The organism is Polaribacter sp. Hel_I_88, assembly GCF_000687935.1.
Classification (GTDB): domain Bacteria; phylum Bacteroidota; class Bacteroidia; order Flavobacteriales; family Flavobacteriaceae; genus Polaribacter.
The window spans coordinates 1,455,862-1,480,066 of the sequence record NZ_JHZZ01000001.1; the positions used below are offsets into that span (position 1 = coordinate 1,455,862).

27 protein-coding genes are annotated in these 24,205 nt (G+C 30.5%); 14 read left to right on the forward strand and 13 right to left on the reverse strand.

The window, feature by feature from the left end; all coding sequences use genetic code 11:
- Window positions 1-78: 78 nt before the first annotated feature.
- From P161_RS0106505 to P161_RS0106540, 8 genes are read left to right on the forward strand one after another with little or no spacing between them, the layout of a single operon-like run.
- Window positions 79-1,131, forward strand: a complete 1,053-nt coding sequence (locus tag P161_RS0106505) for a type III polyketide synthase (RefSeq protein ID WP_026776222.1) — start codon at window positions 79-81, stop codon at window positions 1,129-1,131.
- A 60-nt stretch (window positions 1,132-1,191) separates the two neighbouring features.
- A complete protein-coding gene (locus tag P161_RS0106510; RefSeq protein ID WP_026776223.1) occupies window positions 1,192-1,752 on the forward strand; it encodes a transposase in 561 nt (186 codons plus the stop codon).
- Between the two features lie 53 nt (window positions 1,753-1,805).
- On the forward strand, window positions 1,806-2,246 hold the full coding sequence (locus P161_RS0106515) for a 3-hydroxyacyl-ACP dehydratase FabZ family protein (RefSeq protein WP_026776224.1): 441 nt from the start codon (window positions 1,806-1,808) through the stop codon (window positions 2,244-2,246).
- Between the two features lie 32 nt (window positions 2,247-2,278).
- Window positions 2,279-3,553: a beta-ketoacyl synthase gene (locus P161_RS0106520; RefSeq protein ID WP_026776225.1), complete on the forward strand. Its 1,275-nt coding sequence runs from the start codon at window positions 2,279-2,281 to the stop codon at window positions 3,551-3,553.
- 53 nt (window positions 3,554-3,606) lie between these two features.
- Window positions 3,607-3,858 carry an acyl carrier protein gene (locus P161_RS0106525; protein ID WP_026776226.1) on the forward strand — a complete coding sequence of 84 codons (252 nt, stop codon included), beginning with the start codon at window positions 3,607-3,609 and terminating at the stop codon, window positions 3,856-3,858.
- Window positions 3,859-4,416: a 4'-phosphopantetheinyl transferase superfamily protein gene (locus P161_RS0106530; protein ID WP_026776227.1), complete on the forward strand. Its 558-nt coding sequence runs from the start codon at window positions 3,859-3,861 to the stop codon at window positions 4,414-4,416. It begins immediately after the preceding gene.
- 22 nt (window positions 4,417-4,438) lie between these two features.
- Window positions 4,439-4,975 carry a YceI family protein gene (locus P161_RS0106535; protein ID WP_051605688.1) on the forward strand — a complete coding sequence of 179 codons (537 nt, stop codon included), beginning with the start codon at window positions 4,439-4,441 and terminating at the stop codon, window positions 4,973-4,975.
- Window positions 4,956-5,414, forward strand: coding sequence for a 3-oxoacyl-ACP synthase (locus P161_RS0106540; protein ID WP_026776229.1), 459 nt, complete (start codon window positions 4,956-4,958; stop codon window positions 5,412-5,414). Before P161_RS0106535 ends, P161_RS0106540 begins: the two co-directional genes overlap by 20 nt.
- Here P161_RS0106540 and P161_RS0106545 read toward each other — a convergent pair.
- The 4 genes from P161_RS0106545 to P161_RS0106560 form a co-directional block, all read right to left on the reverse strand.
- Window positions 5,411-6,349 carry an ABC transporter ATP-binding protein gene (locus P161_RS0106545; RefSeq protein ID WP_026776230.1) on the reverse strand — a complete coding sequence of 313 codons (939 nt, stop codon included), beginning with the start codon at window positions 6,347-6,349 and terminating at the stop codon, window positions 5,411-5,413. The genes P161_RS0106540 and P161_RS0106545 overlap by 4 nt on opposite strands.
- Before the next feature lie 6 nt (window positions 6,350-6,355).
- Window positions 6,356-6,838: a hypothetical protein gene (locus tag P161_RS0106550; protein ID WP_026776231.1), complete on the reverse strand. Its 483-nt coding sequence runs from the start codon at window positions 6,836-6,838 to the stop codon at window positions 6,356-6,358.
- A 97-nt stretch (window positions 6,839-6,935) separates the two neighbouring features.
- Entirely contained in the window at window positions 6,936-7,535 is a 600-nt protein-coding gene (locus P161_RS0106555) for a thioredoxin family protein (RefSeq protein WP_026776232.1), read from the reverse strand.
- Window positions 7,536-7,651: 116 nt separating this feature from the next.
- A complete protein-coding gene (locus P161_RS0106560) occupies window positions 7,652-8,596 on the reverse strand; it encodes an NAD-dependent epimerase/dehydratase family protein (RefSeq protein ID WP_026776233.1) in 945 nt (314 codons plus the stop codon).
- A 176-nt stretch (window positions 8,597-8,772) separates the two neighbouring features.
- On the opposite strand from P161_RS0106560, the gene P161_RS0106565 reads away from it, so the two are divergent.
- Window positions 8,773-9,396, forward strand: coding sequence for a hypothetical protein (locus P161_RS0106565; protein WP_026776234.1), 624 nt, complete (start codon window positions 8,773-8,775; stop codon window positions 9,394-9,396).
- Window positions 9,396-9,911, forward strand: a complete 516-nt coding sequence (locus P161_RS0106570) for a nuclear transport factor 2 family protein (protein WP_231494711.1) — start codon at window positions 9,396-9,398, stop codon at window positions 9,909-9,911. Before P161_RS0106565 ends, P161_RS0106570 begins: the two co-directional genes overlap by 1 nt.
- Window positions 9,912-9,927: 16 nt before the next feature.
- Here the strand turns inward: P161_RS0106570 and P161_RS0106575 are convergent, their stop codons facing one another.
- Window positions 9,928-10,860, reverse strand: a complete 933-nt coding sequence (locus tag P161_RS0106575; RefSeq protein WP_026776236.1) for a bifunctional riboflavin kinase/FAD synthetase — start codon at window positions 10,858-10,860, stop codon at window positions 9,928-9,930.
- Window positions 10,861-11,069: 209 nt separating this feature from the next.
- Here P161_RS0106575 and P161_RS0106580 point away from each other — a divergent pair, with 209 nt between their 5' ends.
- Together P161_RS0106580 and P161_RS0106585 are read left to right on the forward strand one after the other, a co-directional pair.
- On the forward strand, window positions 11,070-13,787 hold the full coding sequence (locus P161_RS0106580; RefSeq protein WP_026776237.1) for a TonB-dependent receptor: 2,718 nt from the start codon (window positions 11,070-11,072) through the stop codon (window positions 13,785-13,787).
- Between the two features lie 18 nt (window positions 13,788-13,805).
- The gene (locus tag P161_RS0106585) at window positions 13,806-15,344 is read left to right on the forward strand and encodes an SGNH/GDSL hydrolase family protein (protein ID WP_026776238.1); all 1,539 of its coding nucleotides are present in this window, start codon (window positions 13,806-13,808) and stop codon (window positions 15,342-15,344) included.
- A 76-nt stretch (window positions 15,345-15,420) separates the two neighbouring features.
- Here the strand turns inward: P161_RS0106585 and P161_RS0106590 are convergent, their stop codons facing one another.
- Complete coding sequence (locus tag P161_RS0106590; protein WP_026776239.1) at window positions 15,421-16,635, reverse strand: aminotransferase class V-fold PLP-dependent enzyme; 1,215 nt, start codon at window positions 16,633-16,635, stop codon at window positions 15,421-15,423.
- A gap of 98 nt (window positions 16,636-16,733) precedes the next feature.
- Here P161_RS0106590 and P161_RS0106595 point away from each other — a divergent pair, with 98 nt between their 5' ends.
- Complete coding sequence (locus P161_RS0106595; RefSeq protein ID WP_026776240.1) at window positions 16,734-18,059, forward strand: serine hydrolase; 1,326 nt, start codon at window positions 16,734-16,736, stop codon at window positions 18,057-18,059.
- Window positions 18,059-18,418 carry a hypothetical protein gene (locus P161_RS0106600; protein ID WP_026776241.1) on the forward strand — a complete coding sequence of 120 codons (360 nt, stop codon included), beginning with the start codon at window positions 18,059-18,061 and terminating at the stop codon, window positions 18,416-18,418. Before P161_RS0106595 ends, P161_RS0106600 begins: the two co-directional genes overlap by 1 nt.
- A 49-nt stretch (window positions 18,419-18,467) precedes the next feature.
- Here the strand turns inward: P161_RS0106600 and P161_RS0106605 are convergent, their stop codons facing one another.
- From P161_RS0106605 to P161_RS0106635, 7 genes are all read right to left on the reverse strand, one after another.
- On the reverse strand, window positions 18,468-18,671 hold the full coding sequence (locus P161_RS0106605; protein WP_026776242.1) for a hypothetical protein: 204 nt from the start codon (window positions 18,669-18,671) through the stop codon (window positions 18,468-18,470).
- Window positions 18,672-18,757: 86 nt separating this feature from the next.
- Window positions 18,758-20,071: a Fe-S cluster assembly protein SufD gene (gene sufD, locus P161_RS0106610; protein ID WP_026776243.1), complete on the reverse strand. Its 1,314-nt coding sequence runs from the start codon at window positions 20,069-20,071 to the stop codon at window positions 18,758-18,760.
- 84 nt (window positions 20,072-20,155) lie between these two features.
- Window positions 20,156-20,905: a Fe-S cluster assembly ATPase SufC gene (gene sufC / locus P161_RS0106615; protein WP_026776244.1), complete on the reverse strand. Its 750-nt coding sequence runs from the start codon at window positions 20,903-20,905 to the stop codon at window positions 20,156-20,158.
- Window positions 20,906-20,936: 31 nt separating this feature from the next.
- Window positions 20,937-21,776 carry an N-acyl homoserine lactonase family protein gene (locus tag P161_RS0106620; protein ID WP_026776245.1) on the reverse strand — a complete coding sequence of 280 codons (840 nt, stop codon included), beginning with the start codon at window positions 21,774-21,776 and terminating at the stop codon, window positions 20,937-20,939.
- A 108-nt stretch (window positions 21,777-21,884) separates the two neighbouring features.
- Window positions 21,885-23,330: a Fe-S cluster assembly protein SufB gene (sufB, locus tag P161_RS0106625; protein WP_026776246.1), complete on the reverse strand. Its 1,446-nt coding sequence runs from the start codon at window positions 23,328-23,330 to the stop codon at window positions 21,885-21,887.
- A 109-nt stretch (window positions 23,331-23,439) separates the two neighbouring features.
- The gene (locus P161_RS18165; RefSeq protein ID WP_231494776.1) at window positions 23,440-23,799 is read right to left on the reverse strand and encodes a four helix bundle protein; all 360 of its coding nucleotides are present in this window, start codon (window positions 23,797-23,799) and stop codon (window positions 23,440-23,442) included.
- 68 nt (window positions 23,800-23,867) lie between these two features.
- On the reverse strand, window positions 23,868-24,197 hold the full coding sequence (locus P161_RS0106635; protein ID WP_026776247.1) for an iron-sulfur cluster assembly accessory protein: 330 nt from the start codon (window positions 24,195-24,197) through the stop codon (window positions 23,868-23,870).
- Between the last annotated feature and the right edge of the window lie 8 nt (window positions 24,198-24,205).

A 24,205-nucleotide genomic window follows, 5' to 3' on the forward strand; every position in this document is an offset into this window, starting at 1 on the left:
CAAAGACGCAAAGTTTTTCGCAAAGGGCGTAAAGTGTTTTGTTTAAAACCTCTGTGAATCTCAGTGTAAAAAAAATATATGAAAGTAAAAATAACATCGGTTGCAAAGCAACTTCCAAAATATTATCGAGAAACAAAAGATATCATTCCATTTGTAGAATTGTGGATGCAGAATCAAGACACTCGTTTTAAAAGAAAAGTAACCAAACTTTTTGAAGGAGCAGGTGTTGACAAACGCTACTCAATTATGGATCCTGAAGAAGTTTTTACAGCCACTTCTTTCGAGGATAAAAATAATATTTACGCAAGAGAAGTTGTAAAATTAGCAGAACAATCACTCAAAAAATCTTTAGACAAGGCCAATTTAAAAGCTAAAGAAATCGATTATATTATTACAGTAAGTTGCACAGGAATTATGATTCCTTCTATGGATGCTTATTTGATTAATTCACTGCAAATGAAACAAGATATTGTTCGTTTGCCAGTTACAGAAATGGGCTGTGCAGCAGGTGTTTCAGGTATTATTTATGCAAAGAATTTCTTAAAATCGAATCCAAATAAAAGAGCAGCAGTTGTTGCTGTAGAAGCACCAACAGCAACGTTTCAGTTAGAAGATTATTCTATGGCAAATATTGTAAGTGCAGCCATTTTTGGTGATGGAGCATCAGCAGTAATTTTGTCTTCTTATCAAGATGATAAAGGCCCAGAAATAATAGATGAAGCCATGTATCATTTTTACGATGCAACACATATGATGGGTTTTAATTTGGTGAATTCTGGTTTGCAAATGATCTTGGATAAGGAAGTTCCACAGAAAATTTCCGATCATTTTCCTGCAATTGTGCATCCTTTTTTAGAACGAAATAAGGTAACAATTGATGCTATAAATCACTTGATTTTTCATCCAGGAGGAAAGAAAATTGTTCAAACTGTAGAAGATTTATTTGGAGTTTTAGGTAAAAATATAGACGATACAAAAGAAGTTTTACGTTTGTATGGAAACATGTCTAGTGCCACAGTTTTATATGTTTTAGAACGATTTATGGATAGAAACCCAGCAAAAGGTGAAAGAGGATTAATGTTAAGTTTTGGTCCAGGTTTTTCTGCGCAGAGAATATTGTTGGAGTGGTAACGAATCTAGACCTCACAGGTTTTTGAAACCTGTGAGGTCTCTTTAAAAAAACGAATTAATATGAAATATGAAGTTTTAGTCGAAGATTCTTTTTATCACGTTTATAATTGTGGAAACAATAAAGGAAACATTTTTATTGAGGAACAGAATTATTCTTATTTTTTAAAGTTAACTAAAAATCATCTTTCTAAAACTTCTAATATTTTAGCATACTGCTTATTAAAGAATCATTTCCATTTTTTAATTAAAACGAAAGAAAATATAACTTCAAAAGAAATTTCTCAATCATTTTCAAATCTATTTAATTCGTATTCAAAAAGTATCAATAAAAAATATGGGAGAAGTGGAAGTTTATTTAAAGACCGATTTTCGAGAATAAAATTAGATAATGAAGAGTATTTAAAAAATTTGATTCTTTACATTCATTTAAATCCAATACATCATCAATTTGTAGACGATTTTAGAGTTTACAAACACTCATCTTACAATTCAATATTGTCTAATAAACCAACAGATTTATTAAGAGAAGATGTTATAAATCTTTTTGAAGAAAGGAAAAACTTTATTGATGCACATCAAATTAAAGAGGTAAATATTTTAGAAATCTTAACGTTAGAATAAAGCACAAGACCTCACAGGTTTTTGAAACCTGTGAGGTCTGAAAAAAGAAGCAAATGAACCAAACAGAAATCATAAAAAACCTCCCTTATCAAAAACCTTTTTTGTTTGTGGATGAACTTACAGAAATTTCAGAAAACGGAATTATTGGAAATTACGCATTCAAAGAAAACGAGTTTTTTTATGAAGGTCATTTTAAAGATAATCCAATTACGCCAGGCGTAATTTTAACAGAAACAATGGCACAAATAGGTTTGGTTTGTTTGGGAATATATCTTCTAAAAAATGCAATTTTATCCGAAGAAAAAAAACCGAAAATAGCCTTAACTTCAAATCAAGTTGATTTCTTTTTACCAGTTTTACCAAACGAAAAAGTAACGGTTATCTCAGAAAAAGTATACTTTAGATTTAACAAACTGAAGTGTAAAGTAAAAATGATAAATCCTAAAAACGAAGTAGTTTGCAGAGGAATTATTTCTGGAATGATAATAGTTTAATCCGTGAAATCCGTGTCAAATAATCCACATAAATGAAAAACAGAGTCGTAATTACAGGTTTAGGAGTTGTTGCCCCAAATGGAGTGGGTTTATCCGCTTTTACAAAAGCTATTAAAGCTGGTAAATCTGGAATTACATTTCATCAAGCATTAAAAGATAAAGGTTTTTCTTGTTGTATTGGTGGAATTCCAGAAATATCCGAAGAAAAAAAGCTAGAATATTTATCGCCTTTGCAATTAAGAGGATTCAACTCAACATCAATTTTATATGGATGTATGGCTGGAATTGATGCATGGAAATCAGCAGGTTTTTCTGTTGATGAAAATTCAGAATTAGATTACGATTCAGGTTTGATATTTGGCACAGGAACATCAGGAATTGAGAAATTTAGAGAATCGATTTACAAAATTGATGACCAAAAAGTAAGACGCTTAGGAAGTACTTCTGTAGTGCAAACCATGGCAAGTGGAATATCTGCATATTTAGGTGGAATTCTTGGTTTTGGGAATCAAGTGACCACAAATTCATCTGCGTGTACAACAGGAACAGAAGCTTTATTGTTAGGATTTGAAAGAATCAAAAATGGAAAAGCAAAACGTATGTTAGTTGGCAGTTCAAGCGACTCAAGTTTATACACTTGGGGAGGTTTTGATGCAATGAGAGTAATGAGTTATAAGCATAATGAAAGCCCAGAAAAAGGCTCAAGACCCATGAGTGAAACTGCTGCAGGTTTTGTACCTGGAAGTGGAGCAGGAGCTTTGGTGTTGGAATCTTTAGATAGTGCTTTGGCAAGAAAGGCAACTATTTATGCAGAGGTTTTAGGAGGCAATATAAATTCTGGTGGCCAAAGAAATGGAGGCACTTTAACTGCGCCAAATGCAGAAGCTGTTCAAAAATGTATTACAGATGCTATTATTGACGCTAACATTTCTGCTGATGAAATTGATACGATTAATGGCCATTTAACAGCAACAACAAAAGATAGTTTAGAAATAGAAAATTGGACAAAAGCCTTGGAAAGAAAAGGAGATGATTTTCCTTATATAAATTCGATAAAATCGCAAATTGGACATTGTTTGGCAGCAGCTGGCGCCATTGAATCTGTTGCTTCTGTTTTGCAGATTAAGGAACAATTTGTGTTTCCGAATATCAATTGTGAAGATGTACATCCAGAAATTTCTGAATTAATTGCTAACGATAAAATTCCGACTAAACTGATCGAGAAAAACATTAATATTGTAGCAAAAGCAAGTTTTGGTTTTGGTGATGTAAATGCTTGTGTTATCTTTAAGAAGTTTGAAGCTTGATGTTTGAAGTAGGAAGAAAAAACGGATATTTGATTAGTATTTAATATAAAATTATGACAAAAGAAGAAATCATAAAGAAATTAACGACGATTGTAAAACCTTATATTCATAATGAAGAAGGTTTTAAAAACATGAATGAAGATACCGATTTTATAAAGGATCTAGATATTAATTCTGCAAATTTGGTGGATATTATTTTAGATGTAGAAGATGAATTTGATATTCATATTGACAACGATTCAATGGAAAAAATGCTTTCTGTAAAAGAAACTGTCATTATTATTCAAACTAAAATGAACGCTTAAATGATTGGCAATGATGTTGTTGATTTAAAACTAACAAAAACCGAAAGTAATTGGCAACGTAAAGGATTTTTAGAGAAACAATTTACCGATTCTGAAATCAGCGAAATCTTAAATTCAACAAATCCATTTGTAAAAGTTTGGCTGTTTTGGAGCATGAAAGAAGCTGCTTATAAATGCTATGTTCAAGAACATCAAAAACGATTTTTTGCACCTAAAAAATTTTCTTGTAAAATAATTTCAGATAAGGAAGGAGTTGTGCAAATTGAATCTAAGAAATACTTTATAAATTATTTAATGTCAAATAATTATATAGTTTCAGTAGCTAGAAAAACTAAAAAAATAAAAATGGTTTCAGAGTTGATTTTTATTGATAAAAAAGAAAGTTCAACCAAAATTATTGATGATAAATTATTGTCCTTTTTTACTAATGAAACTCAACTTTTAAAGAACGATTTAGGAATTCCTTCTTTGTATCAAAATAACAAAAAATTACCGATTTCAGTTTCAAAAACACATCATGGAGATTATGGTGCATTTGCTTTTACATTTCAAAAATAATCTATATAATATTTTTTTTTCGATGAAAAAACTGCTAGTATTTATCTTTCTTTTTTGTGCTTTTTCGAGCTTTTCTCAAGAACTTTTGCAAGATGATAAAAATTCTTCTATTACGTTTACCATTAAGAACTTTGGTTTTGATGTAGAGGGTTCTTTTAGCAATTTTAAAATAGTAAGTAATTTTAATGCTGATAATTTAAAAGAGAGTTTTTTAAAGGCAAATATTCCAGTAAATACAATATTTACAGACTCTAAAGCTAGAGATGAACATTTACTAAAATCTGATTATTTTGATGTTGAAAACTATCCAGAAATAGTATTTGAATCTTCAGCAATAGAAAAAAACACAGCTAATAAATTTATTATAAAAGGAATTTTAACCATAAAAGGAATTAAAAAAAACATAGAGACTTTATTAGAAGTTGATGACACAGAAAATAACATTATAATTTCCTCAAATTTTATGATTAATAGAAAAAATTTTAATGTTGGAGGCAGTAGTTTTATACTTTCTAAAAATGTAGATATTAAAATGATATATGTTGCAACTAAAAATTAAACAGCAACTTTTTGAGTTATGTAAAAAGTTTGTTGATAAACGTTTGCAAACGGTTGAAGAAATTATAACATCGAACCAAAAAGCTTTGCAATCTGAAACGAAGAGTTCTGCTGGAGACAAGCATGAAACTGCCAGAGCCATGTTGCAGCTAGAGATGGAAAAAGCGAGTCAGCAATTGGAAGGAATTTCTGTAATGAATCAAATTTTATCAAAAATTGATATTTCTAAAATGTCTAAAATTGCACATTTAGGAAGCATTATTATTACAGAAAAAGCCAACTACTTTTTAAGTATTTCAGCTGGCAAGCTAACAGCTTGTGGTAATAACTATTTTGCGATTTCTGTATCATCACCCATTGGAAAACTGTTATTGAGAAAAAAAGAAAACGAGGAAATTGTTTTTAATGGGAATTTGATAAAGATTAAAGAAGTTTTTTAAAAAGTTTCTATCCAGATTTTTAAGTCAATTTCTTTCCCTTTTTCTAATTCTTCAATATGGTTTAAAAAAACAATTTGTTTTTCAACTTCAGCTTCAATTAACCAAAAAGCACCTTTAAAATAAGAGTTTAAAACAGTTCCAGTAATATCAGATGTTTCTACAATTTTTAGTTGATGAGGATATAATAAATGTTTTTCACCATCAATAATAATAATTTCATTTACATCATCAAACAAAGCTGCAACATATTTCTCTTTTGGATTTTTGTAAATTTCTTTAGGATTATCGTTCGCTAAAATTTTGTTATTTCTGATGATTAGTAAGCGATCAGCAAAAGAAAGTGCATCATTTTTATCATGAGTAGCAACAATACAAGCAATATTTTTTTCTTTTAAATACGCAAACAAACGTCTTCTTAATGAGTTTTTTTTGAAGTTGTCTATTTGTCCAAAAGGCTCATCTAACAAAATTAATTCGGGTTCATTTGCCAAAGCTCTAGCAATAGCAACACGTTGTTTTTGGCCACCACTTAAATTTTTAACTTTCGTGTTTTCGAAAGCTTTCATTTCAATAACCTCCAACAATTCTTGGGTTCTTGCTTCACTTTCTTCAGGATAAAAACGAGATAAGAATTTTTTAATGTTTTCTGAAACAGAAATGTAAGGCATCAAATCAAAATCTTGAGCAACATATTTAAAGAAATCCATTCCTGGAACCAAATGAAATTCTGGTCCTAAAACCTGATTTTCATTCCAAAAAATAGTGCCTTTTTGTAGATCTAACAAACCATAAATTGCTTTTAGTAAAGTAGATTTTCCACAACCACTTTCGCCCATTACACAAAGGTGTTCACCTTTTTGCAACGTGAAATTGAAGTTTTCTAAAACTGTTTTGTTTTTAGAATATCCAAAAGAGATGTTGTTTACTTGAAGCATAAAAAATTATAAAAAACGGTTATACCAACTATCTTCAATTGGTATTTCCCAGAAGTTTTTAAAATCGTGATTGTTGGTTATTAAATTATCAAAAATGATGGTTTTTGCAGTAACAGCTCTATTTTTTACCAATTTTTTGAAGTCTTTCAATTCTTTATATTGTACAAATTCGCCTTGTTTAAAACAAACATTCATTTTATCTAGCAACTCAACTTTATAGGTTTCTTGCAGTTCTAAAATAAAAGAAACAGAAGCATCAATATCAGTATTTGTAATGGTAGCATTTTCATCATCAGCAATTAAAACAATAAACCTGTTGTATAAAAACTGATAAGAAACTTTGAAGTTTTCGTCTTCTTTTTTCCAATTTTCAACAAATGTTTTTATTTTTTGCTCAATTTCTGGAATTTCAGCAGGATAAAATTTTCTATTAGAAGGATAAATCCAAACTTTGGCATCTTCAGAAATTTCGTTATAATCAACAAACATTATATAAGTTTTAAGTTGCAAAGATACCAAAGAAAAATCGCAAACTTGAATTTTTCAAATTTGCGATTTTAATCTATTTTATAAAGTTTCGTTTTGTTTATAAAGATGATTGTATCAACGCAACAAAATCTTCTTGTGTACTTAATCCTTTGTCTTTATTATACCAAACTTGTAAGAATTCTTTAAATTGAGCATCTAAACTACCATGTGTTTCCTTGTAATCTGCAGCCATTTTTGTAGCAACATTTGGTCTTGGTCCCCAAGTATCAATTACGTTATTATCTTTGTCTAATGCAATTAATTTAGGAATAGATCTACCACCATTTGTCAAAAACAAATCCATTAATTCTAAGTTTTCATCACGTAAAACTAATTTTAAATTGATGTTTTTATTTAGTTCAGCCATTTTATGAATAATTGGCAAATTCTGAGCAGCATCTCCACACCAGCCTTCAGTAAGCACCAACCAAGTTTGTGGTGTTGCTAATTTTTGAATTACTTGAGTTGTTTCATCAGAAATTTTTGTGGTTTTATCCAAACGTTTCATTCTGCTCTCATTCAATTTGCTATAATTTAAAATATAGTCAGATTGTTCTGGCCCAGTAGATTTTCCGTCTGCCAATAATGTTTTTACTAAATCTCTATATTCTTGATAAGTATAGGCGTTTTTTAAACTATTTTCGATACTTTTTTTCATTATTCTTATTTTATACAAAGGTATTATTCTATAATAATTTTGGTTGTAACCAATGTTACCAAAAATTATTTTTTTGAAGTAGACGTATTAAAATAGATACCTTACAAGGCTATAGGTTATTGATTTTTTAAACTTTCAAGAATGTCTTCTGTCATCGTTTTTAAATCGAATTTATGCTCCCAATTCCAATCATTTCTGGCTTTAGAATCATCAATTGTTTGTGGCCAACTGTCTGCAATTTGTTGTCTGAAATCTGGATTATAGGTAATTTCAAAATCAGGAATATGCTTTTTAATTTCTGCAGCAATTTCTTTAGGAGTAAAACTCATGGCTGCTAAATTATAGCCATTTCTAATGCTTAAATTTTTAGCATCTGCTTGCATTAATTGAATGGTTGCATTAACAGCATCATCCATATACATCATTGGTAAAGTTGTATTTTCAGATAAAAAACACTCGTATTTTTTATCTTCTAAGGCTTTAAAATAAATATCTACAGCATAATCTGTGGTACCTCCACCTGGTTTCGTTTTCCAAGAAATAATTCCTGGATAACGCAGACTTCTTACATCAACCCCAAATTTATCATGATAATAATTACACCAAAACTCACCAGAAACTTTACTAATTCCGTACACTGTAGAAGGTTCCATAACCGTTTTTTGTGGTGTATTTTCTTTAGGAGTTGTTGGGCCAAAAACAGCGATAGAACTTGGCCAATATATTTTTTCGATATGTTTCTCTTTTGCTAAATCCAATACAGCCAACAAAGAATTCATGTTTAAGTTCCAAGCTTTTTGAGGCATTTTTTCTGCTGTTGCAGATAACATTGCAGCCAATAAATAAACTTGAGTAACACCATATTTTTGGATAACTTGTAAAATTGCTTCCTTATCTGTAGCATCAATTTTTTCAAAAGGTCCAGAAGTCATTAGTTCTAAACTGCCTTCTCTAATATCTGAAGCTATAATATTATTATTGCCATATAATTGGCGTAATTTTTCAGTAAGTTCGGTGCCTATTTGTCCACTTGCACCTAAAACTAAAATAACGGTTTTCATAAAACGAAATTGAATTATTATTAACAACAAAGGTACTTATTTTTATTATTCGCAATTAAGATTCTCTACATCAATTTTTGTTATAGTATCCTTAATTTATTTGTTTAAAAAATTATGTTTTCTATAAGGAAATCAGTTTTAAAAATTGTTTATTTTTACAAACTCAATTTATAATTTTGAAATACTTTTCGATCCTTTTATTATTTGTTTTTATTTTTTCTTGTGATAAAAAACAAGAAACCACCACGCAGCAAGAAGATAGCAAACCACTTTTAAGTGTTGAAAACGAATTTTCCTCTGTAAAAGGAATAAACCCGATTTTTAGAAAAGATGTTGAAGAATGGAAAGAACTAAACGCAGTTACTGATTTTTTAGAGAGATTTAAAAAAGCATCTCCAAAAGAGGTTTTAAGTAATGCTTTAGAGTTAAAAGGCTTAGTAGAGTCTTTAAAAGATAGTATAAAACCAGTAATATTTAATGCTTCATCTTTTGATGCTAGGATAAATATTTTTTACAACGAAACTTTACGATTGGCAGATATGACTACAATACCTGCAATACAAGCGCAGGAAGTAAACGTACAAACAGAAAAAATTTTAGAAGCTTTTTCTGCTGTAAATGCAAAAGTAAATACCATTTTATCTAAAAAAAGATTCGAAGACGAAATAGATATTGATGTAAGTTTTATTGGCTTAGATTCAACAAAAATAGATAGTATTTCTAAAAAAGCCATCAACCAACAGCTGCAGAATAGAAAGATCAATAAAAAAGAGGATTTAGAATTACAAAAAAATCAATAATGATACAAAAGGGAATTTCAATTTTTGCGTTAATGTTTATTTTAGTTGGTTGCAATTCTGATAAAGAAATTTCTATTTCGGAAAGTAGCGTAATTAAAAATAATGTAAACACTCTTTTAAACGATTGGCATTTAGCAGCATCAGAAGCAAATTTTGAAAACTATTTTAGTAAAATGGATAGCATTTCTGTTTTTATTGGTACAGATGCTACTGAAAATTGGAATAAAGAACAATTTATAAACTACAGCAAACCATATTTTGATAAAGGAAAAGCGTGGAGTTTTAATACGTTAGAAAGAAATATTTACCTAAATAATTCAGGAACTTTTGTATGGTTTGACGAACTTTTAAACACACAAATGGGTACTTGTAGAGGTTCTGGAGTATTGGAGAAAAAAGGCAATTCTTGGAAAATTAAACACTATGTTTTGTCGATTGCAATTCCAAATGAAGATGTAAACGCAGTTATTGAAGCAAAGAAAAAGAACGATGCTATTTTTCTAAAGAACTTTTAACTTTAAAGATTTAAATCTACTTATTATTTTCAACATAGTCTCTAGCAGTTTCCTCATCTTTTTTAAGTTGATGAACTAATAATTCAACAGATTCAAATTTATATTCATCTCTTAAAAAATAAAGTAATTCAATCGATAAATGTTGGTTGTACAAATCTTTATTAAAATCAAAAAAATGTACCTCAATAGTTTGGTGATTTCCATTTACAGTGGGTCTGCTACCAATGTTCATCATTCCAAAAATTGTCTTTTTATCAATCGTAGATTTTACCACATAAACTCCTGTTTTTGGTATTAATTTATACGTTTCTTTAACATCGATATTTGCTGTAGGATACCCAATTTTACCACCTAATTTTTTACCATTTACAACAGTACCATTTAGCATAAAATTGTAACCCAAATAATTATTAGCAGTTTTTAGATTACCAGCGTGCAAAGCACGCCTAACTTTTGTAGAACTTACAGAAACACTATCTATATCTTGTGCAGGTATTTCCTCTACAATAAAATCGTATAAATGGCTATATTCTGTTAATTGTGTGATATTTCCTTCTCTATTTTTACCAAAATGATGATCATAACCGATAATTAATTTTGATATATTTAGTTGATTTACCAAAATATCTCTTACAAACTCTAAAGCTGTTGTTTTAGAAAATTCTTTACTAAAAGGATGAATAATCAAATAATCTAAACCTGTTTTCTCTAACAAAACAGCTCGCTCATCAATTGTATTTATCAACTCTAAAGAAGCATCTTTTTGTAACACCATCCTTGGATGAGGAAAAAAGGTGAGCACAACAGATTTTTTTCCTACCTTTTTTGCTTCAGAAACCAGTTTTTTAATAATTTGTTGATGTCCAAAATGCACACCATCAAAAGTACCAATAGTTACAAAAGTTTGCGTTGAAGAAGAGAAGTTAGAGATTCCTTTTACGATTTTCAAAAACTAAATATTTAATAAATTTTAGAGTGCAAATGTACAATAAAGAGAGTTTAAAATGATTAATAAGAGGATGTTTTGGGCTAGCTATATGATAAATTAAAGAACCTTAATTTGTTAAAACTGTAAATAATTGATTGATTTATTCATAAAGTCAAAAAAATTTGTATTTTGCATGATAGTTAACAAACAATTAACAAATAAACCAAATTATGATAAAAAAGATTTTATTTGTAGCATTTATAGCTTTCGGAAGTCTTGCTATGGTTGGGCAAACTACAATAACAGGAACCGTTAAAGATGCTAATACAGGAGAGACTCTTCCTGGAGCAAACATTAAAGTTGCTAATAAATCTGTTGGTACTACAACAGATTTTGACGGAAATTTTGAGTTAAAAGTTACAGACAACCCACCTTTTACATTAGAAATATCTATGTTAGGGTTTCAAATGAAAGAGGTTGAGATTACTAAAAAAAATCAAAGAATAGAGGTAACTTTAGAAGAGAACGCAACTTCTTTAGATGAGATTGTAGTATCTGCATCAAGAACGCCTGAACGTGTTATGGAATCTCCAGTAACCATTGAAAGAATGGATGCTAGATCTATAAAAAACACAACTTCACCTTCATTTTACGATGGATTAGAAAATTTAAAAGGTGTAGATGTAAATACAAACAGTTTAACATTTAAATCTGTAAACACTAGAGGTTTTGCAACATTCGCAAATACACGTTTTATGCAGTTAGTAGATGGGATGGATAATTCATCTCCTGCATTAAACTTTGCAATTGGAAACCTTTTAGGAATGTCTGAATTAGATGTGAATACTGTAGAATTATTACCAGGAGCATCTTCTGCTCTTTATGGTGCAAACGCATTTAATGGTATTATGTTTATGACAAGTAGAAGTCCTTTTAACGATCAAGGAATTAGTTTTTCTTATAAACAAGGAGTTACTACACAAGAAGCAGCAGGAACAAATGAAGTGTATGATGTTAATATTAGAATGGCATATGCTTTCTCAGAAAAACTTGCAGCAAAAGCAACATTAGCATACTTACAAGGTACAGAGTGGTTTGCTACAGACCATAGAAATACTAGAAATGGAGAATATGCTCCTGGAGACAGGTCTTTAAACGATTATGATGGTTTAAATGTGTATGGAGATGAAGTTGCTACAAATTTAGGTGGAGCTGTTGGAAGAGTTAGTAGAACAGGTTATGAAGAGCAAGATTTAATGCTAGATTATGAAGCAAAAAGTGTAAAATTAAATACAGCTTTGCATTATAGACCTTTTGGAGATGACAGATTGGAAGTAATTTTTAACTCTAAATTTGGAACAGGGAATACTATTTATCAAGGTGCAAACAGATACAATATTAGAGACTTTTATTTAGCGCAACAAAAATTAGAGGTTAGAGGTAAAAACTTTTTTGTAAGAGGATATGTTACTACTGAAGATGCAGGTAATTCTTATGATTCACGTTTCGCAGCTATTAACATTAATAGAAGATGGAAATCTGACCAAGACTGGTTTACACAATATGCAGGGACTTATTTAGTAACAGGTTCTCATCAAGCAGCAAGAGCAGCAGCAGATACTGGGCGTTTAATTCCAGGAACTCCTGGGTTTAAAGCAGCTTTTGATGAAGTTACTGCAGACCCAAATTTAGCAACAGGTGCAAGATTTCAAGATCAAACAAAATTATATCATGGAGATGTAAACTACAATTTTCAAGATGTTATTGAGTGGGCAGAATTCCAAGTTGGTGGTTCTTATAGAAGATATTCATTAAATTCTAATGGAAGTATTTTTACTGATAATGATGGTCCTATTGATTATGATGAATATGGAGTGTACACACAAATGCAAAAGAAATTTTTAGAAGACGATCGTTTAAAATTAACAGCTTCTGTTCGTTATGACAAAGCACAAAATTTTGATGGTAACTTTTCACCAAGAGTTTCTTTGGCTTATGCAGGAGGAGAAAATAAAAATGATAACTTTAGAGCATCTTTTCAAAAAGGATTTAGAAACCCAACAACACAAGATCAATATATTGGTTTAGATGCAGGTGCAGCAATTTTAGTAGGTTCTGCTCCAGACAACTTAGACAGGTATACAAGTACACCTTTACCAGTAAGTACAGCAGGTCAAGTAATTTTAGGAAGCCAAACAACTACTTTATCTGGTAGATTGGCTTATGAGAATTCTTTTGCAGCAAGTTCTGTTCAGGCAGGTGCTCCAACAGCATCTAGTGCTCCATTGGTAAAACCAGAAGAAGTTACTGCTTTCGAATTAGGATATAGAGGTTTAATAAATGCAGGAGATTCTAGAATAACTTTAGATGTAAGTGCATATTATAATCAATATAACGACTTTATTTCTGCTAAGAACGTTTTAGTTCCTTTCTATGGAACTGTTGGAGATAATAGTTTATCTCTTTTAGCACTTCAAAATGGAGATTTTAAAGCGTTTCAAGTATACACAAATACGAGTGCAGATATAAATTCTTATGGAGCGTCATTAGGATTAAATACAAAGGTTTTTAATGGTTTTGATTTAGGATTAAATTACACCTATGCTAAATTTGATTTTGATCAAGCATCAGATCCAGATTTTGAAGCAGGTTTTAACACACCAGAGCATAAAGTAAAAATTCAATTTGGTAAAACAGATTTATTTGAAAACTTTGGTTTTAACATAAATGCAAGATGGCAAAATGAGTTTTTATGGGAATCTACTTTCTTAGATGCAACAGTAGATGCAAGAACTGTATTAGATGCACAAATTAACTATACTGTACCAGCTTGGAAATCTACTTTTAAATTAGGAGGTGCAAATTTAGGTGGACAAGAATATTTTAGTGCGCCAGGAGTTGGAGCTATAGGTTCTCAGTATTACCTTTCTTGGTCAATTAATAATTAATAAAAAATATATCAATTCATGAAAAATTATAAATATATAGGTTTGTTCCTTTTATCATTAGGAGTTATCTCTTGTGATGTAAACAACGATTTAGATCCAATTTTAGAAGAAACAGGGCCAGTAGTACAATTAAACACAAACGGATTAGATTTTTCTAGTTATGTTTCTGTAGGAGCTTCTTTTACTGCAGGTTTTACAGACAATGCATTATTTATTCAAGCACAAGAAAATTCATTTCCAAACATACTAGCAGGTAAGTTTAGTACAGATTTTTCTCAACCTTTAATGAATGATAATATTGGTGGTTTGTTATTAGGTGGAAACGTAATTCAAGGACCTAGACTTTATTTTAATGGTGCAGGACCAACAGGATTAATGGCAACACCAACTACTGAGGTTACAACTTCTGTTGCTGGTAACTTGAATAATTTTGGTGTTCCAGGTGCTAAAAGTTTTCATTTTGTTGCTCCAGGTTATGGTAGTTTACAGGCACTACAGTTAGGGAGAGCAAATCCTTATTTTGTAAGGATGGCTTCAGGTGCTAATGCAACTGTTTTAGGAGATGCTATGGCTCAAAGTCCAACATTTTTTACCTTATCAGAAATTGGTGGTAATGATGTTTTAGGTTATGCTACTTCTGGTGGTTCTGGAGTAGATCAAACAGGAAATATTGATCCAAGTACTTATGGTCAATCAGATATTACAGATCCAAATGTATTTGCGAGTGTTTTTAGCAGTATGGTTACAACATTAACTAGTGGTGGTGCAAAAGGAGTTGTTGCCAATGTTCCTTACATTACAAATTTAGCTCATTTTACAACTGTACCTTTTAATCCAGTTCCTTTAGATGCTGCAACAGCAACTCAATTAAATAGCCAATTGTTAGGGCCAGTAATTCAAATTTTAACTGCTTTGGGGCAGCCAGATAGAATTTCTTTGCTTGAGGCATCTAGCAGTAATAAGTTACTTTTAAGAGACGAAAATCTTACAGATTTTTCAGCACAAATTTCTGGAGCATTACAACAAGCTGGAGTATCTGCTGCTCAAGCACAATTAATGGGAAGTTTATATGGACAAGCAAGACATGCAACTTCAGCAGATTTATTTGTATTGCCATTATCTAGTCTAATAGGTACTTCTAAAGCAAACATCCCAGCACCATTTAATACAATAGGTGTTACGTATCCTTTAGATGATAATTTAGCATTAACACCACAAGAACAATTAGCAATTAAAACTGCTACAGATGCTTACAATACAACTATAGCAGCTGTTGCAAGTGCAAACCCTAATGTTGCTTTGGTAGATTTTAAAGGTCTTTTAGAGCAATCAGCTAACGGTATTGCTTTTGATCGTTATACATTAACGACAAATTTAGTTACTGGTGGTTTAATTAGCTTAGATGGTATTCATTTAACAGGTAGAGGATATGCTTTAATGGCTAACAAAATTATGGAAGCTATGGACGCAGAATTCGGTACTAATTTTACAATTGCTACAAATGGTTTAGCGAAAGCAGATGATCATCCAACAAACTACTCACCAGCATTGAGATAGTAATATTATATTATAGAAAACAAAAAAGGTTGAGAATTTAATTCTCAACCTTTTTTTATTTTAAAAAATCTAGCTTTTATAAAAGCATCATTTTTGCTCTTTTAACACCAGCAACTAAAACATCGATTTCTTCTTTTGTATTATAAAAAGAAAAAGAAGCTCTTACTGTTCCTGGTATTTTATAATAATCCATAATAGGTTGTGCACAATGATGCCCTGTTCTAACAGCAATGCCTAATTTATCTAAAATTGCTCCCATATCATAAGGGTGAACTCCATCAATATTAAATGAAATAACCGCTGTTTTTTTGTTTGACGTTCCATATATTTTAAGACCCTCAATTTTTAGTAATTCTTGGGTTCCATAGTTTAAAAGTTCGTCTTCGTACTTGGCAATAGTATCAAAACCGACAGAATTCATATAATCTAAAGCTGCACCAAAGGCAATTCCTCCGCAAATATTTGGAGTTCCAGCTTCAAATTTATGAGGTAAACCTGCATAGGTTGTTTTTTTGAAAGATACAGTAGCAATCATTTCTCCTCCACCTTGATAAGGAGGTAATTTCTCTAACCATTCTTGTTTTCCATATAGAAATCCAACACCTGTTGGCCCACATAATTTATGAGCAGAAGCTACATAAAAATCAGCATCTAAAGCTTGGACATCTGGTTTGATGTGTGGAGTTGCTTGAGCACCGTCAATTAAAACAGCAGCACCAACTTTGTGAGCAGCTTCTATTATTTCTTCAATTGGGTTTACTGTTCCTAAAGCATTAGAAACATGGTTACAAAAAACTAATTTCGTTTTATCGTTTAAAAGTTGATGATACGTTTCCATATCTAAAGAGCCTTCCTCATTCATAGGAATTACTTTTAAAATAGCACCCGTTTTTTCGCATAACATTTGCCAAGGAACAATGTTTGAGTGATGCTCTAAAGCAGATACAATTAACTCATCACCTTTTTGTAAAAGAGATTCAAAACCAGCAGCTACAATGTTTATACTATGTGTGGTTCCTGCAGTTAAAATAATTTCGTATGTTTCTTTTGCATTAAAATGTTTTTGTACTTTAATACGTGCTTCTTCATATTTATCAGTTGCTTCTTGACTTAACGTATGCACTCCTCTATGAATATTTGAGTTGTAGTTACTATAATAATCAACAATTGTATCGATTACAATTTGAGGCGTTTGTGAAGTGGCAGCATTATCAAAATATACCAAAGGTTTTCCGTGAACTGTTCTTTTTAGGATGGGAAAGTCTTCTCTTATTTTATCAATATTCAACATAAAAATCAATTTAAGTTACAAAGATAAAGGTTGATTGTTGAAACGTGTAAAATTCTCAATATGATTTTCTTATTTTTACATTATTAAAACCACTTTACATGAAGATTTTTAAAAGAATTGTACTTTTAGTATTGGTAATTATAACTATTGCTGTTGTTTATAATTATCCTAAGTTAAATATGATTGCAGGCTATGCAGCTAAAAGCGCGGCTTCCTCTGTTTATTTGGCAGATAGAACTTTAGCTTTTACTAACAAAACAGACAATAATTTTTCTCCCATAAATTTAGCTGAGAGTAAAGTTAATAAACCTGAAAAGTGGGCATCTTCGAGTGTTTTTGGTTTATTAACTAGAAAAGCCTTTTACAGAGAAGGTTTAGGAACGGTTTTGGCAATTGATGAGGATGATTTAAACAAAACTTATTTAACTCCAATGAGAGCAGTTGCAGATAATCCAACTCCTTATCCTTATGGAAATGCGCCACAAAAAGATACGGTTTTTGCTAATGTTGATTATCAAAAAATAAATGAGACTTTAGAGGTTTTATTTGATTCTGTGAACCAAACTAGGGGAGCAGTTGTGGTTTATAAAAATCAAATTATTGCAGAAAAATATGCAGAAGGTTTTGATGAGAATTCTAAAATTTTAGGCTGGTCTATGACCAAAAGTATTGTGAGTACGTTGTTTGGAATTTTAGAACATCAACAAAAAATGGATGTTTACAAAAAAACGAATTTTGAGGAATGGAAAAATGATGACAGAAACCAAATAACCATCCATAACTTGTTACAAATGAATTCTGGCTTGGAATGGGATGAAAATTATGAGGAAATTTCTGACGTAACAAAAATGTTATTTCTGGAAAGAGATATGACCAAAAGCCAAATTAGAAAACCTTTGGCAGGCAAACCAAATGAAAGCTGGTATTACTCTTCAGGAACCACAAATTTATTATCAGGAATTTTAAGAAATCAATTTAAAACACACCAAGAATATTTGGATTTTTGGTACACGGATTTAATCGATAAAATTGGCATGAATTCTATGACCATAGAAACCGATTTAGCTGGCAATTACGTAGGTTCTTCTTATGCTTGGGCAACTCCAAGAGATTGGGCAAAATTAGGACTACTGTATTTAAATAATGGAATCTGGAATGGAGAACAACTTTTTACGGAAGATTGGATAAAATACGCTACAGAACCAACTCCAACTTCCGATGGTTGGTATGGAGCACAAATTTGGTTAAATGCAGGTAAAAGGTATCCAAATGTGCCAGAAAACATGTACTTCTTTAGTGGATATCAGGGTCAGAATGTTTTTATATTACCAGATGAAGATTTGGTAATTGTAAGAATGGGTTTAACCAAAAATGCAGATGTAGATGCTTTGTTGAGTGGTATTATTTCGTCAATTAAAAGATAATGAGACTTATTAGCGTCATAATTCTATTACTTTTTGCTTCTTGTAATTCTAACATTAAATTCAATGCTGAAAAATGGTCTTATTATGAATCAGGAGTAATTGGAGGTGATAGAGAAAAAATGTTAGATGACTTAACAAATAATATTATAAAACCATTTAAAACATGGAAGAGAGAAATTGATTCTTTGATTGGTAGGCCAGAAAAAATAAGTAAATTAGATAGTTCTTTAGTTTATTTAGTGACTGAAAAATATGGATGGAATATTGATCCTGAAGGATATGTTTATTTGAAATTATTCTTTAATAGAGATTCAATTGTGCAACATTGGGCTATAGAAGAAACAACTTTTAATCCATAAAAAAACCACTCAAAAAGAGTGGTTTTTGCAATTCTAATATTTTATTTTTTTAGCTTTTTCCTTTAATTAAACTTAGTGCAATTGCTGCAATTCCTAAACCAATTGTAATATAAGCGTTTGTGTTATCTTGAGCTTCTATTAAATCTAAATCTCCAATAGAAACCTGAGTTTCTGGAATTACCATTGCATAAATTCCATATGCTAATAAAATAACACCTACAATTAGTAATACTGTTTTTATTGTTTTGTTCATAATTTGGTTGTTTAATGTGAGTTACAAATGTATGATTTAAAAACAGTTACAATTACCCTTAATAAAATAAAGGTTAACTCAATCAATTATAAATCGAAGCCAATTTTTACACCTAATTTATTGGCAATTAATTTGGTAATTCTTGATTTTACTTCAGGAATTTTTACACTTTCTAAGACTGTATTTGCAAAAGCAAACATTAATAAAGCTTTTCCTTCTTTTTGTGGAATTCCACGTTGTTGCATGTAAAATAAAGCATCATCATCTAATTGACCAATTGTACAGCCATGAGAACATTTTACATCATCAGCAAAAATTTCTAGTTGAGGTTTTGCGTTAATTGTTGCTTTATCACTCACTAAAACATTGTTGTTTTGCTGATAAGCATTTGTTTTTTGAGCTTCTTTGTTTACAATTACTTTTCCGTTAAAAACTCCTGTAGAACGTTCATCAAAAATACCTTTATAATCTTGGTGAGATTCACAATTTGGTTCAATATGATGCACTAAAGTGTGATGATCTACATGTTGTTTTCCTTCAATAATTGTAATTCCTTTCAAAATAGAATCTATATGTTCTCCATTTTGATAAAAGTTCAAATTATTTCTGGTGATGTTTCCACCAAAAGAAAAAGTATGCACAGAAACAACACTATTTGATTTTTGATCTACATACGTATTATCAACAATAGAAGCGTTTAAATCGTCATTCTGAATTTTATAAACATCTACAGTAGAACTTTTTTCAGAAAATATTTCTGTAACTACATTCGATAAAACTGCATTCGAAGTTAAACTTTGATGACGTTCTATAATCTGAACATGTGCATTTTCTTCTACTATAATTAAATTACGAGGTTGCGTCATTATAGCATCTTCAGAACCAGTTGTAAAATTGATAATTTGAATTGGCTTTTTTACTTCTATATTTTTTGGAATATGAATGTAAGCCCCTTCAATTGCAAAAGCTGTATTTAAAGACGTTAAATTGTCTTGTTTAGCAACTTTGTTAAAATAGGTATCAATAACTGTTTTGTATTTTGGATTTGATAATGCAGATGACATCAAACAAACATCAATCGTATCATGAGTAGTTTCTGATAAAAAAGAACTGTATTTACCATCGATAAAAACAATTTTATACGTGTCTATATCGTGAATAAAGTATTTTTTAACATCCGCTAATTCTACTGTTACTTCTTTATTCGGAAAAATAGAGAAATCATTTTTCAGGACACTATTTAAGCTTGTGTATTTCCAAGCCTCTAACTTTTTAGTAGGAAAACCAACTTTTTCAAAATTCTCTAAAGCTTCAGTTCTAATGTCGTGAATTGCAGAATTTGTGTCTACTTTATCTTCAAAAGCTACGTAAGAAGTTACTATTTTATCTTTTAATTCCATCTTTTTTAAGTTTAAAGTTCAAAATTTAGAATTCAAAGTTTATCATCCTTGAACTTAAAATTTTGAATTTTGAACAGGAATTGGTTATACCAATTCTTGCTTAATCCAATCATATCCTTTTGCTTCTAATTCTAAAGCTAAAGAAGCATCGCCAGTTTTTACAATTTTACCATCGTGTAAAACGTGCACAAAATCTGGAACGATATAATCTAACAAACGTTGGTAGTGTGTAATTACAATTACAGCATTGTCTTTAGATTTTAATTTATTAACACCATTGGCAACAATACGCAAAGCATCAATATCTAAACCAGAATCAGTTTCATCTAAAATGGCTAATTTTGGCTCTAACATTGCCATTTGAAAGATTTCGTTACGTTTTTTTTCTCCTCCAGAAAAACCTTCGTTTAAAGAACGAGATAAAAATTTACGATCTATTTCTAACAATTCAGATTTTTCACGAATCATTTTCAACATATCTTTAGCAGGCATGTCTTCTAAACCTTTTGCTTTTCTAGTTTCGTTTATCGCTGTTTTTATAAAGTTAGTCACAGAAACACCAGGAATTTCTACAGGATATTGAAACGATAAGAAAACACCATTATGCGCTCTTTCTTCTGGAGCAAGCTCGCTAATATCTTCGCCATTTAATTCGATAGTTCCATTTGTAACTTCGTAATCTTCTTTACCAGCAACAATATTTGCCAAGGTACTTTTACCAGCACCATTTGGACCCATAATTGCATGAACCTCACCAGCTTTTACCTCTAAATTCAATCCTTTTAAAATTGATTTCTCATCAATTGAAGCGTGTAAATTGTTAATTTTTAACATCGTTTTTAAGCTATTTTACTTATAATTATTTCTATAAGTTGTTTAATAATTTTTCTAATTTTTCGAAATCTTTTGGAGAATGTTGTATAATAACATCTGCATTTTTTTCTTTTGCAAAAGCTTCAAATTTCTCCATACTTTTTAAAGTTGCTTCTACATCATAATTAAAAGAAGGTACACCTTTGTTTTCTCTATTTTCTTCAAAGTGATATAAATCTCCCGTTAATAAAACTGGTTTTTCTAAACCAGCAACTTCAACATATAAAGCTTGATGCCCAACTGTATGACCAGGCATGTATTTAATAACTACTGTACCATCTCCAAAAACATCATGATCTCCATTTAGTTTTTTTACTTCTTTAAGTGTTTCTAAAACAGGGTTTCTCAAAGTTGCAGAATCGCCAACAACAGAATTATATTCATTTTCTTGAACCATCCAAGTTGCTTCTTGCATATAATTTGCGTGACCTGTATGATCAAAATGCGAGTGAGACATTGCAAAATATTCAAAGTCTTCAATTTTAAAACCTTTGGCTTTTAATTGATTTTTTAAAGAATCTGGTCTTTGAATTCTATACACACCACTTGGTTCATCAAAAGGTTCTGGCAATACCAATTGTTCTGGCAAACCTGCATCCCACATTAAATTTCCTTTAGGGTGCGAAATGATATAATACGCATCTGTAAATTGTTTTTGCTGACCTGTATAAGTTGTATCTTGAGAAAAAACTTCTAACTTTTTAACCAAAATAGAACCACCAACTAATTGGTATAATTTTACTTCTGGCTTTTTAGTTTCTTCAGCCTTTTTTTCTGCATTTTTACAACTAACGATGCTAATTGCAAGAAATAAGAAGAGTATTTTTTTCATTTTTGATGATGTTTGTATTTACAACCTGCAAGGTTTGTTTTTAAACTTGTAGGTTTTTCTTAATATATACCTACAAGGTTTTAGAAACCTTGCAGGATACAAATTTTATTATCCTACAGAACCTTCTAAAGAAATTTCCAATAATTTTTGAGCTTCCACAGCAAATTCCATTGGTAGTTTATTTAAAACTTCTTTACTAAATCCGTTTACAATTAAAGCGATTGCTTTTTCGGTATCAATTCCTCTTTGGTTACAATAAAACAATTGCTCTTCACCAATTTTACTGGTGGTTGCCTCATGCTCTATTTGTGCCGATTTATTTTTAACTTCTATATAAGGAAATGTGTGCGCTCCACAAGCATTACCCATCAACAAAGAATCACATTGAGAAAAATTACGAGCGTTTTCTGCTCTACTATTTATCTGAACTAAACCTCTGTAAGAGTTTTGAGAATTACCAGCAGAAATACCTTTAGAAATAATGGTTGATTTGGTGTTTTTTCCCAAATGAATCATTTTTGTTCCTGTATCTGCTTGCTGAAAATTATTAGTTACTGCAATCGAATAAAACTCGCCTACGGAATTATTTCCTTTTAAAATACACGAAGGATATTTCCAAGTTACAGCAGAACCTGTTTCAACTTGTGTCCAAGAAATTTTTGCATTGGTTTCACACAAACCTCTTTTGGTTACAAAATTGTAAACACCACCTTTTCCTTCTTTATTTCCTGGATACCAGTTTTGTACAGTAGAATATTTAATTTCTGCATCATCTAAAGCAATCAACTCTACAACTGCTGCATGTAGTTGATTTTCATCTCTACTTGGAGCTGTACAACCTTCTAAATAAGATACATAACTGCTTTCATCTGCAACCACTAAGGTTCTTTCAAACTGTCCTGTTCCTCCTTCATTAATTCTAAAATAGGTTGATAATTCCATTGGACATTTTACACCCTTTGGAATGTAACAGAAAGATCCATCAGAAAAAACTGCAGAATTTAAAGCGGCATAAAAGTTATCTGTTGTAGGTACAACAGTTCCTAAATATTTACGAACAAGTTCTGGGTGTTCTTGAATAGCTTCAGAAATGGGCATAAAAATAATACCTTTTTCACCTAATGTTTTTTTGAAAGTGGTTGCCACAGAAACAGAGTCCATTACAATATCTACAGCAACATTGGCTAATTTTTTTTGCTCATCTATAGAAATTCCTAAACGTTTAAAAGTGTCTAATAACTCAGGATCAACTTCATCTAAAGAATTTAATTTTGGTTTCTTTTTTGGAGCAGAATAATAGGCAATATCTTGGAATTTTGGTTTTTCATAATGCACGTTTGCCCATTCTGGTTCTTCCATTTGTTCCCAAACTCTATACGCTTCCAAACGCCAGTTTGTCATCCATTCTGGTTCGTTTTTCTTTTTAGAAATTGCTCTCACAACATCTTCACTTAAACCTATTGGAAACGTGTCACTTTCTATATCTGTATAAAAACCATACGCATATTCTTTGGTTTTTAATTCTAATTCTAAATCGTCTTCTGTGTACTTCATACTTCAGGTTCAAAATTTAATATTTAATATTCAAAATTTCTTACTCAAACCTATAAAATTCCGAGTTTTTTTTGAATCTTTTAATTTTTATAATTTAAGGTTATAAATCTTAATCTTTATACTTACTTCCTTTAAAATCGCTTTTTTGCAAATAACTTATAAAACCACCAATCATTTTACTTAAAGCAATTGCCTGATTTTTTAATTTATTAAAATCTTTTTCATTTATATAATTTCTATCAAAAACTCGATATAATTGAGATCTTGTTTCTCCACAAGATGCTTTTGCTATTGATAAAAACTGGATAAATTCTTTATTTCCATTTCTTTCAAATCCTTCTGCAATATTATCCATAACTGAACCAGAAGAACCATCTATTTGATTATATAATCTATAATCTTTTCTTAATTCTGTATTATTTGCAACTATGTTAATATCAATACAAAGAATTCTAGAAAGTTTCCAAATTTATAAATCTTCAAAAATTTTAACAGTTGCCATAACTTTGAATTTTAAATCTTAAACATTGAACTTTTTTAGAGTGAAAATGATTCTCCACAACCACAAGTTCTATTTGCGTTTGGATTGTTAAAAACAAAACCTTTTCCGTTTAAACCGCCAGAATACTCTAATGTGGTACCTACTAAATATAAAAAACTTTTTTTGTCAACAATAAGTTTTACATTATTTTCTTCAAAAACTTTATCGGTTTCTTGTCTTTCTTTATCAAAAGTTAAATCGTAAGATAAACCTGAACAACCACCACTTTTTACTCCAACTCTAACATAGTCTTTAGCTGCGTCAAAGCCATCATCAGTCATTAATTCTATGACCTTTTTCTTTGCTGTGTCTGAAACTTTTATCATAATTTTAA

Excerpts from the sequence above, each read along its gene's own strand:
- P161_RS0106505 (WP_026776222.1), top strand. The coding sequence starts at position 79 with ATGAAAGTAAAAATAACATCGGTTGCAAAGCAACTTCCAAAATATTAT.
- P161_RS0106510 (WP_026776223.1), top strand. The coding sequence starts at position 1,192 with ATGAAATATGAAGTTTTAGTCGAAGATTCTTTTTATCACGTTTATAAT.
- P161_RS0106515 (WP_026776224.1), top strand. The coding sequence starts at position 1,806 with ATGAACCAAACAGAAATCATAAAAAACCTCCCTTATCAAAAACCTTTT.
- P161_RS0106520 (WP_026776225.1), top strand. The coding sequence starts at position 2,279 with ATGAAAAACAGAGTCGTAATTACAGGTTTAGGAGTTGTTGCCCCAAAT.
- P161_RS0106525 (WP_026776226.1), top strand. The coding sequence starts at position 3,607 with ATGACAAAAGAAGAAATCATAAAGAAATTAACGACGATTGTAAAACCT.
- P161_RS0106530 (WP_026776227.1), top strand. The coding sequence starts at position 3,859 with ATGATTGGCAATGATGTTGTTGATTTAAAACTAACAAAAACCGAAAGT.
- P161_RS0106535 (WP_051605688.1), top strand. The coding sequence starts at position 4,439 with ATGAAAAAACTGCTAGTATTTATCTTTCTTTTTTGTGCTTTTTCGAGC.
- P161_RS0106540 (WP_026776229.1), top strand. The coding sequence starts at position 4,956 with ATGTTGCAACTAAAAATTAAACAGCAACTTTTTGAGTTATGTAAAAAG.
- P161_RS0106545 (WP_026776230.1), bottom strand. The coding sequence starts at position 6,349 with ATGCTTCAAGTAAACAACATCTCTTTTGGATATTCTAAAAACAAAACA.
- P161_RS0106550 (WP_026776231.1), bottom strand. The coding sequence starts at position 6,838 with ATGTTTGTTGATTATAACGAAATTTCTGAAGATGCCAAAGTTTGGATT.
- P161_RS0106555 (WP_026776232.1), bottom strand. The coding sequence starts at position 7,535 with ATGAAAAAAAGTATCGAAAATAGTTTAAAAAACGCCTATACTTATCAA.
- P161_RS0106560 (WP_026776233.1), bottom strand. The coding sequence starts at position 8,596 with ATGAAAACCGTTATTTTAGTTTTAGGTGCAAGTGGACAAATAGGCACC.
- P161_RS0106570 (WP_231494711.1), top strand. The coding sequence starts at position 9,396 with ATGATACAAAAGGGAATTTCAATTTTTGCGTTAATGTTTATTTTAGTT.
- P161_RS0106580 (WP_026776237.1), top strand. The coding sequence starts at position 11,070 with ATGATAAAAAAGATTTTATTTGTAGCATTTATAGCTTTCGGAAGTCTT.
- P161_RS0106585 (WP_026776238.1), top strand. The coding sequence starts at position 13,806 with ATGAAAAATTATAAATATATAGGTTTGTTCCTTTTATCATTAGGAGTT.
- P161_RS0106590 (WP_026776239.1), bottom strand. The coding sequence starts at position 16,635 with ATGTTGAATATTGATAAAATAAGAGAAGACTTTCCCATCCTAAAAAGA.
- P161_RS0106595 (WP_026776240.1), top strand. The coding sequence starts at position 16,734 with ATGAAGATTTTTAAAAGAATTGTACTTTTAGTATTGGTAATTATAACT.
- P161_RS0106600 (WP_026776241.1), top strand. The coding sequence starts at position 18,059 with ATGAGACTTATTAGCGTCATAATTCTATTACTTTTTGCTTCTTGTAAT.
- P161_RS0106605 (WP_026776242.1), bottom strand. The coding sequence starts at position 18,671 with ATGAACAAAACAATAAAAACAGTATTACTAATTGTAGGTGTTATTTTA.
- sufD (WP_026776243.1), bottom strand. The coding sequence starts at position 20,071 with ATGGAATTAAAAGATAAAATAGTAACTTCTTACGTAGCTTTTGAAGAT.
- sufC (WP_026776244.1), bottom strand. The coding sequence starts at position 20,905 with ATGTTAAAAATTAACAATTTACACGCTTCAATTGATGAGAAATCAATT.
- P161_RS0106620 (WP_026776245.1), bottom strand. The coding sequence starts at position 21,776 with ATGAAAAAAATACTCTTCTTATTTCTTGCAATTAGCATCGTTAGTTGT.
- sufB (WP_026776246.1), bottom strand. The coding sequence starts at position 23,330 with ATGAAGTACACAGAAGACGATTTAGAATTAGAATTAAAAACCAAAGAA.
- P161_RS0106635 (WP_026776247.1), bottom strand. The coding sequence starts at position 24,197 with ATGATAAAAGTTTCAGACACAGCAAAGAAAAAGGTCATAGAATTAATG.